Here is a 12,873-nt window from a genome sequence, read left to right on the forward strand (position 1 = left end):
GAGCGGGAGCGGCGTCGGGTGGGACGGGACAGCTCCGGCGCGTAAGCGCGTGCGATGGCCGCGTGGGCGGTCCCGGTGTCCTCGGCTGCGGGCACGAAGTTCGGCGGTTGCTGTCGCTTTCCGGCGGAGCCGTCCCCTAGCGGGGTTAGCCGCACACCGCGCGCACGACTTCTAGGGGATGGTGAGATGCCCTCGACGACGATGCCCGACGCGGCGGACCTTGCGCGGAGCTTCGCCTCGCCGCGTCTGCGCCGCCGCCGGTTCGAGCTGCTTCCTCTTCGCGGGGAAGGCGCCCCGTACACCGAGGCGCAGGGCCGCGCGCCCGGGGACTCCTCCGCGCCCGCCGAGCTCGCCGACCTGATCTCCTCGATCAGCGAGGTCGGACTGCTCCAGCCTGTTCTGGCCGAGGAGATCCCCGGGCAGGACGGGGCGGCGCCGACGATGCGGATCGTCGCAGGGGAGCGCCGGCTGCGCGCCGCACGGTGGGGAGCGGTCAACCTCAAGGACAACCCGCACTTCGCCGCGCTGCCCGCGATCGTGTGCCCTGGGCCGCTCTCGGAGGAGGAGCGCCGGATCTGGCAGTTGATCGAGAATCTCGCGCGCGAGCCGCTCCAGCCCGGCGAGCAGGCCGCCGCGCTGCTCTACCAGCGCTGCGCCCTGCTGACCGTCAAGCTCCTGCGGTGCGGCAAGCCGGTGCCGCGGGAGGTCGCGGGCCTGACCGACCCGGTCGAGCGGTACAAGGCGCTCGAGCGCATCCGCGGCGCGGACACCGCGGCCGCGGCCCCGTGGGGCGAGGTGCTCTCCCGCCTCGGCCTGCAGCTAAGCCCTCGCCGGGCCCGCGAGTTGGTGCGCGCGTTCGCCGCGCTGCCCGCAGACGTCTCCGAGGAGATGGACGCTGAGCGCGTCGCGCTGCACACCCGGATCCGGTTCGTGCAGCTGCAGCAGGGACGCGCCCACGCCGCCGCGGAGATCTGGGCCGCGGTCAAAACCTCCGGGCGCACCGAGCTTCTCTACGCCGCGACCGGCGCTGCCCTGGAGGACCCGGAGATCACGGCCGAACAGGCCCTGGCCGCCGCGGCCGAGGACCACCACGCGGCCGCCGAGGCCCGCGCCGCCGCCCTGCGCTCCAGCCCGCCGGCCATCGCCGCGCCGGCCGGACCCGGCCGGCCGGCGGATCCCGAGGCCGACGAGACCGAGCGGCCCCGCGACCCGGCGCCGGGCGCCGTCGCCCGTGCCGCCGCGCCGGCGGACAGGCCGAAGTCGGACACGGGCGAGGAGAGAGCCGGAGAGGGCGCCGCGGCGGTGACCGAGGCCTGCCAGGCGCTGCGCTCACTGGTCCGGGCCCTTCATCAGGGCACGGAGATCAACCGCTATGACCGGGGGTCCCTGCGGCTCCTGCTCGACCAAGTCCACGGCCTGCTCGACCCCGCACCCGCCCGGAGGAGCGCATGAGCACCACCCCGTTGTCCTTCCCGACCCTCGGCCCCCCGCCGCCCCTGCCCGGGCCCGGCTGCGACTGCACCCGGTGCGCGTTCTGGGCCGGGCCCGAGGGCAACGGAGGCCCGGCGACCGTCGAACCGCTGTGCTCGGGCAGCAACGCGGACTGCTCCTACTGCGGCTGCGCCCGCGCCGAGCTCGCCGCGCCGGCCGACGCCTGCCGCACCTGCCCGATCCGCTGCCCCTCCCGGCAGGACATCAGCGCGTGGATGGCGGACGTCGGAGGCAGCCTCGCCTTCGACGACCTCGCGCTGCCGCCGGGACTGCCGGCGCTGCCGGCGTTCACCCCGCAGGTCGACGGTTCCGCGGTCACTGCGCTCGACGAGCAGCTGCACTGGCCGGCCTACGCGGTCGGGCTGCGCCGGGTCGTCTCTCCCGACACCGCCGCGCTCTACCCCCGCTTCGCCGAGCAGTCCGCCCACCAGGCCCTGAACCTGCGCCCCGGCACCCTCGCGGTGCTCGTCGGATACGGCGAGGACCCGCTGGTGGAGGCCGTGTGGACCAACCGGCACCGCAACCGCCTGATCGAGGGCATCGCCTCTGGCGGCTGGGATCTCGTGCTGGCCTGCAACTACTCGATCTACGGGAACTGGCCCAGGGTCGAGCATCTGATCAACATGCGCCGATCCATCCTGCTGGCGAGCGAACTCGCCCAGGCGGGGGTGACGGCGGTGCCCAACCTCTACTGGTACCGGCTCGAGGACCTGCGCCGATGGGTCGACTGGACCCTGGACGAGGCGACCCCGGCGGTGGCGATCAACGCCCAGACCGTGAGGGAGAACGCGAACTGGGAGTCCTGGCTGCGTCCGGGGCTGCACTATCTCGCAGAGAACCTCCCGCCCGACCTCCCCGTGATCATCACCGGGCTCTCGCGGGCGGACCGGATCGCCGAGGCCTCGCGCCTGTTCGGGCCCCGCCTGCACCTGATCAGCCAGAACCCCCACCAATACGCACTGCACGGCGCGATCATGACCGCCGAGGGCCGCCAGGACGTGCACGCGCGCCCGGCCGACGCGTTCGCCGCGACCGTGCGTTACATGGCCGGGCTCGTAGACGGCGGCCGGCGATGAGCGCGCGTCGGCTGCTGGTGCTCCTGGAGTGGGACGAGGAGATCGGGGCGGCGACGAAGGTGGTCGGCGTCTTGGGCACCGAGCCCGGGCGCGAGGCCGTGACCGAGTGGGTGCCGGGCGAGCCCGACGCCTGCGTGCGCTGGTACTGGCGCCTGGCCGAAGGCCTCGAGCCCCAGCGCCTCGAGGCGTGGCTCGAAGAGCGCGCGAGCCTCGGGATGGCCGAGGCCGAGGACCCCGGCGCGGAACTCGACCTGCGCACCGCCGTGGCCGTGGTCCTCGACGCCCGGCTGGCTGATCCGATGATCCCCGACCCGGTCCTTGCGCCGGAGGAGGTGTAGCCGGGTGGGCACCAACTCCAAGAGCTCGCACCAGGCCTATGTCACCGAGCCCGCCGGCGCCGCCGACGGCGAGCCCGACGCCCCGCCGCAGCCGCCGCCCTCGTACCAGAACGCGCTCTACCTCGCGCTCGGCCAAGGCGAAGGGGAGGGCTACATCGACCCGGACCAGGACCCGGTCGGCTGGTACGAGGCCTTCGCCGCAGCCGCCACCCAGGCGATGGCGGACGCCCAGTGGCTCGATGCGCAGTACGGCACCGACTACGTCCCGATGGTCAAGGCGCTGACCGTGCAGGTGCTCGGCGATCTGAGCCCGGAGCAGCTGCGGGAGATCGCGTCGGCCGAGGGCTTCGAGCACCCCGCGCTCGTGGGGATGAAGAACTCCGCGGTGCACCCGCTGGTGCACTGGCTCGACCCGGCCTACCCGGCGGGGATCGCCTCCAAGAACAAGATCCAGGCCGTCGCGCAGACCCGGTACGACGAGCTGGCCGCCGGCGGCACGGTCGGCGGGATGACCCTCGCCGACCTCCAGGCGATCGAGGGCGCGGCCAAGCCGGCGCCGCCGGCCGCCTCCGGCGCCGCGCAGGTCGGCGCCGCGGCGGACGTCTTCTCCGCCCTCGGCGCGATCCACGAGGCCGCCGCGGCATACGAGAAGGTCAAGGGCTTCCATGGCCACCACGGACACGCCTCCCCTGAAGCCGGCAAGGCGCAGGCGCTGCTGGCCCTGATCGACGCGGAAAACGCGCTCGTGGAGGCCGGCGGCGCCGACCCCGCAGCGTCGATCCCCGGCATCGACGGGGTCATCGCCGGCGCGAAGAAGAGCGTCGACAACGCGATCCAGGGCACGTACACCTACCAGTTCAACCACCAGCTGCACCTGCTGCCCAAGGTGGGGGAGTTTCTCGGCGCCCTGGCCGAACACCCCGACTCCACCCCGGCCACCGCCCTTTTGAGCTGGGACTCCCAGGTCGCGCTGCTGCGCAAGTCTACGCCCGCGGACACGCGCGAACAGCTGCAGACCACGGCCGAGAACCGCGCCGAGATCGCCGCGAAACTCGCTGCCTCGCGCGCCGCGCTCACCGGGATCTACGACCCGCAGGGCCACTCCTTCGACCTTCCCCAGGACCCCGCGAAGCTCCCCGCGGCACTCGACGAACTCGGTGCGGCAGCGACAGCGCACTACGACAACGCCGCTAAGGCCGCCTACTCCATCACCGCGGCCGTCGGCGTGCATCCGGACGCGGTCGAGAAGCTCGCCCCCGGCGCGCTCACGCCGGCCGGGAATGCAAGCACGCTGACGAAGGACTTCCGCACCTACGCCAAGGGCCTGTCGGTGGCGACGCTGCGCGAGACCGCGACGGCCGCAGGGCTCGAGCACGCCGAGACGGCCACCCGCGCGCAGCTGCAGAACTACCTGGCTGCGGGCTGGGACAAGTCGCTCAGCCGCAAGGAGATCTCCGCGGAGGTGGGCGCCAAGTACCTGGCGAAGAACCCCGGCGCGGCGCCGGCCGCATCGCCTTCGAGCCCGCCCGCTGCGCCGAAGCCGGTCAAGGCCGCGGCGGCCGCGGTCAAGGGCGCGGCGGCGCCGGTCAAGGGCGCGGCGGCGCCGGTCAAGGCGGGCGCGACGCCGGCGGCGGGGTTCGGTGCGCAGCGCAAGAACTTGGTGGCCGCGCTCGCCCATGCTGGCGCCGCGCACGCCGCGCTGCCCGAGCGCCTGCCCGCGGCCGAGGTTAAGGCCCTCACCTTCGGTCCGGGCAAGTCTGCGAACATCGGCGGCCACCACGTGATGACCCTGCATCAGGGCTCGGATGGCGGCACCTGGCTGGTCAAGCCGGACGACACCCCGGGCAAGTGGCGGGTGAGCGCGGACGCCGGCGGCTCGGCCGGATACGCGGCCGGCGGGCTGGCCGCGATCCCCGTCTACGCGCGCACCGTCGAGGGCCACCTCAGCTCGGTCCAGCCGCTGATCAAGGGCACGAGCCCGTTCCCCGAGCAGCCGTCCGCTTGGAGCCAGGCGGACGTCGACCACCTCGTGCGCTGCCAGGTGGGCGCGTGGATGATCGGGGACCACGACAGCAAGCCGGGCAACCTGCTGCGTACCGCGGGCGGCGGGCTGATCCCGTGCGACTACGGGGCCTCCTTCAAGCACTACGGGCAGGACAGGCTCGCCGTCGACTACCAGCCGATGGAGGTGCAGACCGCCTTCCAGTCGATGATCAAGGCGCACAAGGGCGGGAAGCTCGCGGCCGGGGTCAGCGTGAACCCCCTGGTCGCCCACTCGGTGATCAAGAAGTACGAGCAGATGCCCGACGCCCAGTGGCGCTCGATCCTGCACGAGACCGCCCAACGCGGCGCCGCCGGAGACGCCCCCTGGACCTCGACGATGCGCAAGCGCGCCGCGAAGTCCCTCGGCGTGCACCCCTCCACCGTAACCGCCGCCCAGACCGCCGAGGCGTTCCTCGACTACGCGGTCGAACGCAAGGCCGGGCTGCGCGCCGCCTTCGCCGAGTTCTTCACCTCCGCCGGCTTCCACGCCGGCTCCCATCTCAAGACCCTGGGGAGCTAGCCGATGGGCACCAACTCCAAGTCCACCCACCAGTCCTACGTCACCGCCCCCACCGCCCCGACCGAGGCGGCCGTGCTGCCTCCCGGCGCCGGGCAAGCCGTTCTCGACCCGGACCTGCTCAGCCCCGCGATCCTGGCCGGGCTCGAAGGGCTGGAGATCGGAGGCGCGGGCGCCGGGCCTGAGGCGGTCGAACCCGAACAGCCCGTCCCCGAACCTGTCCCGGCTCCCGAACCGGAACCGGAACCGGAACCCGAGCCCGAAGCGGAGTCGGAGCCCGTCGACGAAACCCCAGCGGAAGACCCCGAACCCGAGCCGGCGGAGGATCCGCCCGACGTCGCGCTCGACGCCGAGGCCATCGCGCAGCAGGAACTGTGGCAGGAGGCGGCGACGCCGCTGCCCGAGGAGCTGCCGGTGGGCAAGGCCTTCGGCGTGCCGGTGATGGTCGGCGGCCTGGAGCTGCAGGACTCCGCGGTCACGCTGATGTCCTACGCGGATGGAGAGGGCTCGCGCGAGGTCCTGATGGCCACCGTCTCCCCGGAAGCCGAGGCCGCGCTCCTGGACGCGCTCTCGGTCTCGGGCGTCAAGATGATCCCGGTGGAGTCCACCGAGGTCGTCCAGGCGCGCCTGGCCACCGACAAGCTCCTGCAGATCGACGAGAAGATGGCCAAGGCCGCGAAGGCGGCCAACGGGAAGTTCAAGCACGGCGAGAAGATGGACGAGACGTGCTGGGCCGCCTTCAACGCGGCCGTCGACGCGGTGAACCAGGCCAGCCAACAGGCCACCACGATGGCGGGCGAGGACCCGGCGACCGCTCAGGCCGTGGCGAGCATGGTCGAGCACTACCAGGCGACGACCGCGGCGATCTACAAGCAAAACGAGGACCCGCAGCCCTACCTCAGCGGTGGGAAGGTGCCACACACCACGCCGTTCCTCTACCCGACCGAACAGGTCGTGACCACCATGGTTCCCGCGCCACCCGAGGAGGCCGGGATCGGACAGCTGCCGGCATCCCTGCGCAACGCGAGCCGGATCAAGGCGTCGATGGACGCCGACGGCGGCGTGCACTGGGACGGGAAGTCCCGCACGGACGCGACCGGTGACGCGAAGGCCAAGGAGTACGTCGTCGACCTCGGCGAGGGCTACAGCGGCGTCTACCGCCCCCACCACGCGCCCGAAGGCCACGGCCAGGTGCCGTTCTCGATGCGCGGGCAGCTCGAGATCACCGCGCCGGCCGGCCCCGGCCACGGCCAGACCCTGGTCGGCAAGCTCGCCGCACTCAACCTGCCCGCGGCCCCTGCGGGCGCCGCGGAGGCGGAGCTGACCTATCTGAAGGCGAACATCACCGCACAGGGCCTGGCCGGCGACGCGGGGGTCTCCTCCGCGCTCAGCGCCGGCGCGCAGCTGACCGAGATGCACGTCCAAGAGCTCTTCCACGCCGAGGCCCACCGCGCCGTCGGGCTCGACGCCCACGGCCTGGACGCGCTCGCCCGCGAGTTCCAGGCGCGCGGAGCGAAGGCCGCCGTCCCCGCGCACACCGCGCTGCTGCGCGAGGCGGTGGCCAACGCCACCGGGCACGCGAGCGGCGACGCGCTGGCCCAAAGCCCCGGCTACCAGCCGACCCCGCAGGCCACCGCCGGCTGGCTGAGCTGGTCCCGGTTCGACGTGACCGGCGACCCCCAGAAGATGGAGGCGTCCTTCAAGAACAGGGCCCTGACGCACACCGGGAAGGCGCAGTCGGTCAAGGAGATGCTGCGCACCGGGTTCCTCGCCAGCACCGAGCGGCGCCGGACCATGGGCGTGGCGAAGGTGGGGATGAGCGAGGGGCCGGACATGACGACCGGCGGCGCGAACTCCGTGTTCCTGCGCGTCAAGAGCGACAAGACCGCCTTCACCCACGGGCACGGGATCACGCTGGTGTGGGACAAGCCCGCGGCGATGTTCGCCGACGCGAGCGTGTACGGCTACAACTCGGACATGTTCGGCGCGATCAACCCGCAGAGCAAGAACCTGAGCTCGATGACGCGCGACCCGCACCAGATGGCCAAGTTCACCGCGGGCGACAACGAGGTCATGTTCCGCAACGGCCTGGACCTGCACGGCACTGCGGCACCGAGCAGAATCATCACGTCCAGCGCCGAGCAGCGCACCGAGGTCCTGGAGATCTTCAAGGCCCAGGGCATCACCCACCTCGGCGGGACGCCCGTCGAGCAGATCGTGAAGCAGGGAGGCTGACCGATGCAGCACAGCGAGGGCCCCGAGTGGCTCAAGCAGCTAGACGCGCTGCTGACCGGGCGTTATCCGGAGGGGGCGGACCGGTGGGAGCACGGCGCGCAGATCCGCGTGCCCGGCACTCAGCACCCGGCGCCGCTCGCGCGCCACCACCGCGTCGAGCCCGGCGACCCGCCGACGCTGTGGGTACGCCCGATCCGCGGGCACTACCAAGAGGAGGACGGCACCGACGCCTACGACCTCGACCTCGCCCGCCGCCGCGCCCTGCACTACACCTCCGCGCGCGTGGCCGGGGACGGTGCGGTGGAGCTGGAGACGACCGAGGGCGCGCGCGTGCGCATCGAGCCCGCCGGTCCCGAGGCCATGGCCGAGATCGCCCGGTGGGACGCGTTCACCCTCGAGGTCCTGCCCGCCGACACCGAGGCCGAACTCGACTCCCTGGAGACCGACTGAAGTATGAGTGTTGACACACTCCGTGCGGCCCGCATACAATTGACATGTGGGCTACGTAGCTCGCATGTCAATTTCTCGGGAGGAGGACCCCGACCATGAACACCACGTCCAACATGATCGAGATCACGGCGAGCGTCACGGCGGAGCAGGCCAGCGACGGTCTGACCTACCGCGCCGGGGTCACCGCCGGCCCGGAGGGAGTCTCGGGCCTGTTCGCCTACGGCGAGACCCCCACCTCGGCCCGCCGCGCCCTGGCCGAGCTCGTGCCCGGTGCGATCGCCGCCGCCGGCGGCTCGACGGCGGGGGCGGAGCGCATCGCCCTGACCGTGCCGGAGACCTACTGGTTCGCGCTGCCCGCGACCGCGTAAGGCGGGCGGCGGTGAGCGGGAGGCCCGGAGTCGCGCGGTTCCGCGGCGCGCTGCTGCGCGCCGCCCGGACCGAGGCGGACCCCCCGGTTAGCAAGGGGGCCCTCGCCCGGCGAAGCGGCGTCCCCCGGACCAACATCATCCAACTCGAGGCAGGCGACCGGCGCCCGCAGCCCGACGTGCTGCGGGCGCTGGCTCACGCCCTCGGCATCGCCCCGGCCAGCCTGTGCGAGCCCTCCCCGGCGCCGGGCCTCGCGGAACTGCGCGAGTGCGCGGGGTATCTGCAGGAGGAACTCGCGGCGCACGCCGGGCTTGGCCGCACCACCTACGCAATGATCGAATCCGGGCGGACCGCGCGCCTCAAACCCCAGGTGCTCGCCGCCTTCGCCGACGCGATCGGCGTCCCCGCCGAGCAGATCGACGCCGCGCACCGGCGCGATGTGCAGCGGGTACGCACACCGGCCGACAACACCCGGAAGGAGCCGGAGCCGTGACAGCACCCGTGCGCCGCGCCCACGCGGTGACCATCGAACGCACCGAGGCGCTGCGCCACGCGCTGCCGGCCGGGATCGCCGAGCTCGCGCCGGACGAGACCTGGCTGCGCTGGCGCGCCGCGCTGTTCGCGAAGGCCGCCGACGTGCGCGTGCGCCTGGCGCTCACCCCCCTCGCCTACCGTGCGCTCACCGGGCTGAGCCCGGCTCCGGGAGCGGCCGGCCACGCGTGCATCTACGCCCGCGGCGCCAGGCTCCGCCGGCCCGTGGTCTACCTCGACCCCGCCCGCCTCGCCGACCGCGGGGCGGCCGAGCAAGTACTCGCCCACGAGTTCATGCATGTCAAGTGCCCGTCATACGGCCACAAACAAGCTGGTTTCGACGTCGCCCAGCGACTGCTCGACACGGTGGCCGCCGACCCCGAGTCGAGCACGTGGCCGGCAGATTCGGCGCTGCCCACTCCCGCAACGCGCGTGCCGGCGCGGTGAGCCTCGCCCGTGCTCGCGCTCGGGCGAGGGCTCTTCGGCCCGCGGAGACGGCGCCAGGCGCCGAGGAGATCGGCAGCCCCGCGGGCCGCCAGACCCGATGACGCGAGCGCCATCGCACCGCGCACTCTTCCAGACAGGCCGCCGAAGCCGCCACTTCGCAGTGTCGCCGCCGCCGCGCTACGCGGGGGCGTCAGCCTTGCATTTTAGCAATAGTGCTTGTACTTTGACGGTGCCCCCTGCGGGCGCCGGCCGGCGCCCGTCCGCCGCGAGGAACGGAGTGCCCGATGCTCGCGTCCGACGCGAACGCGTCGTTTACCAAGACGATCGCTGCCCGGTTCGGGGTGTCGGTCACCACGGTCATCAACAACTGGATCAAGCACGAGCGGTTTCCGTCGGCCGTGGGCGACGCGCGACGCAACAGGACCTACCCCGACCGGGAGGTCGAGGCCTGGGTGCGCGAGTACCGTCCTGCGGTGTGGGCCGCCTACCAGCAGGGTGATGCGCCCTACCGCTCCGGCGACGATCCCAACGAGCTCGTCGACATGCGCGAGTTCGCGCGGCTGCGCGCCGCGCGGGTCGGCGGGGAGCCCGCGGCCGACGAGGCGATGTACGCCTACATCACCCGGAAGGTGATCCCGGATGCGGACCGCAAGCCCGGCGACGGCGGCACCCCGGACGTTTCGACCTTGAAGTGGAAGCGTTCCACGGTGGACCAGCACATCGGCGCGATGCGCGGGCGCGGCAACCACACCAACAGCTCCCGTCGGCCCGCAGCAGGTGCGGCGGCGGAAGGCGCGCCGGCGCCGGCGAAGACGAGCGCTGCGAAAAAGTCGGCGAAGGCGAAGAAATAGGCCCCGTCACGACCCTGAAACGCAGGGGCCGGGGACGGGCCTACCCGCCGGCGCTTCCAGCGGCCGCGGGGCCGAGGGCGACCGTCGCGGCCGGACCGGGCGGGTTCGCCGCGCGAGCGCGGCAGGTCAGACCGTGTCGTGCTGGCTGATGCCGTCCACGGTTAGACGGATCCGGTAGCACCACACCCGGGGGCGCGGGGGCAGGTCGTTGTCCCAGGGGATCGCGTCGGCTGCCTCGCGGGCCGTGTCGTAGACCTCGCCGGTGCTGCCCGGGTTCAGCAGGTGCTCGAGGGACTTCGTCCTGGCGTCGGCCATGTCGCGGGCGATGGCGTGGAGGATTTCTTCGTGTCGTTCTTCGCGCCTGGTGGGCACGCTGGCTCCGATCTGTGGAAGTGGATGCGGTGTGCAGATGCCTTGAGCCGAGTGCGGCGCCTGCGCGGCGGCCGCCCGGCTGAGGTGGTCTCCGGTTCGGCGCCGCTCGACCCCGCGACTACGCGGAACCTGGGGGGACGTCTCCGGACGTCCTGGGACGTCTCGGAGCTCCCGGCGTCGCGGCGGTGGGGGAGGGAGCCGCGATCTGCACGCGGCGTCCCAGTCCGGGTACGGCGGTCGGGTCCCTGTGGACTACGGGACCGATCAAGCTCGCGCCCAGCGCCCGGGCGATCAACAGGTCGGGATCGGGTCCGGCGGCACCGGGCGGGGCGAGCCGCAGGGTGCGCACCTCGCTCAGGCGCTCGCCGACCGGGTCGAGCTCATGGGCGCGGATCAAGGTGGTGGCCCAGGCACGAGTGGCGAGGTAGAGGTGGCCACGGCCGATCGCTGGGCAGTAGGCTCGGGCCGCCTCGGCGCACGGGAGGCAGACCGGGGGGTCGAAGGTTGGGTAGGAGACGGCGGCCGGGCCGAAGACGGCGCGGTACTCCTGCCACATCGATTCGGTGGTCATCCATACCTGCGCCGGCCCCGCGCACACCTGGCAGAGACCGAAGTCCATCGCGCGGCGCTGGCGGCCGGTGTGGATCTTGGCGAAGTGGGGCTCCCCGCGTCCGAGGTTGTCGGGGACTCGGTGCCAGAGCACGCCGTTCGTGTCGCGGTCCTCGGGACGCTCGTCGGTGTAGCGCACCTGCTTGCCGCCGGTGACCAGGTTGGTGCGGATCACCAAGTCGGTGCAGGCGAGGTCGGCGTCGGTCGTGATCTCCCCGCTCCATGCGGCGATATAGGGGACCGGCACCCCCTTGAACTTCAGTGGCTGTGACGTTGCGGACCGGTCCGCGCGGTCCGTCGCAGCGGCCGGCCGGGGGCGGCGTCGGGATGCAGGGGTCATCAGGGGATTCCTTCGCTGGGTGTGATACGCAGGCCGGCGGGTCACGGGCCTCGCAGGTCGGGCCGGGTCGCCGCCGCGGCGTTCGCCGCGGCGGCGACCTCGGGGCTAGCGGCGCAGCACGCCGACGGGCACCGCGGTCTGGCGCTCGGGGGCGTCCTTGGGGCCGCGCTTGTAGGGGGCGATCTCCCGGTACTCATAGGTGCCGGTGGAGGGGAAGTAGACGTTCTTCCAGTGGCCGCGCACGGGCTGAAGCTCGGTCAGCGGGCCGCGCGGCCGCCGCTCCCCGGCCACCGGCGCCGCCGGGGGCTCGCTCACCCGTCGGAGGGTGACGAGCCGGACCTCGGAGGGCAGGCGCGGGTCGAGCCGGGCGATGCGCTTGCGTGCGGCGCGGTCGGCCTGCTCGCGCGACTGCACCGCGACTTCCTCGCCCATCCGCATCCACGTGGCCATCAGGGTGCGCTCGCACGACTCCATCGCGCTCATGTACTCCACCAGGTACAGCGCGACGTCCGCGCCGGGGGGCGCGCTCGTGGTGAGCGGCGGGCACGGCCACTCGGGGGCGTCGTCGAGGTACATGACGGTGGAGGAGACCGGCACGAGCGGGGCGACGAAGCGGGCGCGGGCGTCGGCGCGCAGCCGCCCGAGCGCCGCGGGGGCGAGAGCGCGGGCGTTGACGGTGACCAGGGCCTCGACGATGTGCTCGCGAGTCGTCCAGAACCGGACCTCGAATCCGTGGCTGTAGCGGCCCCAACTGGCGGCGATCACCGGCACGTGCACGTCGTCTTGCACGGGGATCTGGTTCGTGATCGGCGCGTGCCAGACCACCAGGCCCGAGGGGTAGGGCGGTGTGCGCTCCTCGAGGCGGTAGGCCGTCAGCTGCCCGCCTGCACGCACGGACTCGCCGGTCATCTCCGCGCTGACGGCGAACAGCCGTCCGGAGCGGATGAACTCGGCGGTGCGGTGGGTCGAGCAGCGCGGGCCGTCCTGCCCGTCCGGGTCGAACTGGGTTTCCTCCTCCGATTCGGCGGCCTGGTCGCTCGATAGCCAGGCGACGAGGTCGGCGGCGAGCTGCGGGACGTGGCGGGGTTCGTAGACGGGCGCTGGCCCGGCGGCGCGGTTCGCGGTGTTCACGGTTCGACTCCAAGAAGGCAAGGCTCTGCCAGGCCCCCGGCCGGGCGCTTCGCTGCGGCCGGGGGCGGCGAGGGGG

At 73.0% G+C, this 12,873-nt stretch carries 13 protein-coding genes; 10 read left to right on the forward strand and 3 right to left on the reverse strand.

All coding sequences use genetic code 11. From position 1 onward, the window contains the following. Window positions 1-186: 186 nt before the first annotated feature. From KDK95_RS31535 to KDK95_RS31580, 10 genes are all read left to right on the forward strand, one after another. Window positions 187-1,452, forward strand: coding sequence for a ParB/RepB/Spo0J family partition protein (locus KDK95_RS31535; protein WP_212521999.1), 1,266 nt, complete (start codon window positions 187-189; stop codon window positions 1,450-1,452). Then, the gene (locus KDK95_RS31540) at window positions 1,449-2,567 is read left to right on the forward strand and encodes a DUF4417 domain-containing protein (RefSeq protein ID WP_212522000.1); all 1,119 of its coding nucleotides are present in this window, start codon (window positions 1,449-1,451) and stop codon (window positions 2,565-2,567) included. Before KDK95_RS31535 ends, KDK95_RS31540 begins: the two co-directional genes overlap by 4 nt. After that, window positions 2,564-2,905, forward strand: a complete 342-nt coding sequence (locus KDK95_RS31545) for a hypothetical protein (protein ID WP_212522001.1) — start codon at window positions 2,564-2,566, stop codon at window positions 2,903-2,905. The genes KDK95_RS31540 and KDK95_RS31545 overlap by 4 nt, the downstream gene beginning before the upstream one ends. Window positions 2,906-2,909: 4 nt before the next feature. Further along, on the forward strand, window positions 2,910-5,468 hold the full coding sequence (locus KDK95_RS31550) for a hypothetical protein (protein WP_212522002.1): 2,559 nt from the start codon (window positions 2,910-2,912) through the stop codon (window positions 5,466-5,468). Between the two features lie 3 nt (window positions 5,469-5,471). Next, entirely contained in the window at window positions 5,472-7,700 is a 2,229-nt protein-coding gene (locus tag KDK95_RS31555) for a hypothetical protein (protein ID WP_212522003.1), read from the forward strand. 3 nt (window positions 7,701-7,703) lie between these two features. Further along, window positions 7,704-8,150 (forward strand): hypothetical protein, encoded by a 447-nt coding sequence (locus KDK95_RS31560; RefSeq protein WP_212522004.1) that lies wholly within the window; start codon window positions 7,704-7,706, stop codon window positions 8,148-8,150. Window positions 8,151-8,245: 95 nt separating this feature from the next. Further along, window positions 8,246-8,518, forward strand: a complete 273-nt coding sequence (locus tag KDK95_RS31565; protein WP_212522005.1) for a hypothetical protein — start codon at window positions 8,246-8,248, stop codon at window positions 8,516-8,518. Window positions 8,519-8,529: 11 nt separating this feature from the next. Beyond that, window positions 8,530-9,009: a helix-turn-helix domain-containing protein gene (locus KDK95_RS31570; RefSeq protein WP_212522006.1), complete on the forward strand. Its 480-nt coding sequence runs from the start codon at window positions 8,530-8,532 to the stop codon at window positions 9,007-9,009. Continuing rightward, on the forward strand, window positions 9,006-9,494 hold the full coding sequence (locus tag KDK95_RS31575) for a hypothetical protein (protein WP_212522007.1): 489 nt from the start codon (window positions 9,006-9,008) through the stop codon (window positions 9,492-9,494). Before KDK95_RS31570 ends, KDK95_RS31575 begins: the two co-directional genes overlap by 4 nt. Window positions 9,495-9,778: 284 nt before the next feature. Beyond that, window positions 9,779-10,345 (forward strand): hypothetical protein, encoded by a 567-nt coding sequence (locus KDK95_RS31580; RefSeq protein ID WP_212522008.1) that lies wholly within the window; start codon window positions 9,779-9,781, stop codon window positions 10,343-10,345. A 126-nt stretch (window positions 10,346-10,471) separates the two neighbouring features. Here the strand turns inward: KDK95_RS31580 and KDK95_RS31585 are convergent, their stop codons facing one another. The 3 genes from KDK95_RS31585 to KDK95_RS31595 form a co-directional block, all read right to left on the reverse strand. Further along, entirely contained in the window at window positions 10,472-10,717 is a 246-nt protein-coding gene (locus KDK95_RS31585; RefSeq protein ID WP_212522009.1) for a hypothetical protein, read from the reverse strand. 118 nt (window positions 10,718-10,835) lie between these two features. Beyond that, window positions 10,836-11,573 carry a hypothetical protein gene (locus tag KDK95_RS31590; protein WP_212522010.1) on the reverse strand — a complete coding sequence of 246 codons (738 nt, stop codon included), beginning with the start codon at window positions 11,571-11,573 and terminating at the stop codon, window positions 10,836-10,838. A 198-nt stretch (window positions 11,574-11,771) separates the two neighbouring features. After that, window positions 11,772-12,797, reverse strand: a complete 1,026-nt coding sequence (locus KDK95_RS31595) for a hypothetical protein (RefSeq protein ID WP_212522011.1) — start codon at window positions 12,795-12,797, stop codon at window positions 11,772-11,774. Between the last annotated feature and the right edge of the window lie 76 nt (window positions 12,798-12,873).

Origin of the sequence: Actinospica acidithermotolerans (assembly GCF_018139625.1) — a bacterium.
GTDB classification, from domain to species: domain Bacteria; phylum Actinomycetota; class Actinomycetes; order Streptomycetales; family Catenulisporaceae; genus Actinospica; species Actinospica acidithermotolerans.

Bases quoted from the DNA above. Each gene is read 5' to 3' on its own strand.
- KDK95_RS31565 (WP_212522005.1), top strand. From the start codon at position 8,246: ATGAACACCACGTCCAACATGATCGAGATCACGGCGAGCGTCACGGCG.
- KDK95_RS31555 (WP_212522003.1), top strand. From the start codon at position 5,472: ATGGGCACCAACTCCAAGTCCACCCACCAGTCCTACGTCACCGCCCCC.
- KDK95_RS31545 (WP_212522001.1), top strand. From the start codon at position 2,564: ATGAGCGCGCGTCGGCTGCTGGTGCTCCTGGAGTGGGACGAGGAGATC.
- KDK95_RS31560 (WP_212522004.1), top strand. From the start codon at position 7,704: ATGCAGCACAGCGAGGGCCCCGAGTGGCTCAAGCAGCTAGACGCGCTG.
- KDK95_RS31535 (WP_212521999.1), top strand. From the start codon at position 187: ATGCCCTCGACGACGATGCCCGACGCGGCGGACCTTGCGCGGAGCTTC.
- KDK95_RS31580 (WP_212522008.1), top strand. From the start codon at position 9,779: ATGCTCGCGTCCGACGCGAACGCGTCGTTTACCAAGACGATCGCTGCC.
- KDK95_RS31540 (WP_212522000.1), top strand. From the start codon at position 1,449: ATGAGCACCACCCCGTTGTCCTTCCCGACCCTCGGCCCCCCGCCGCCC.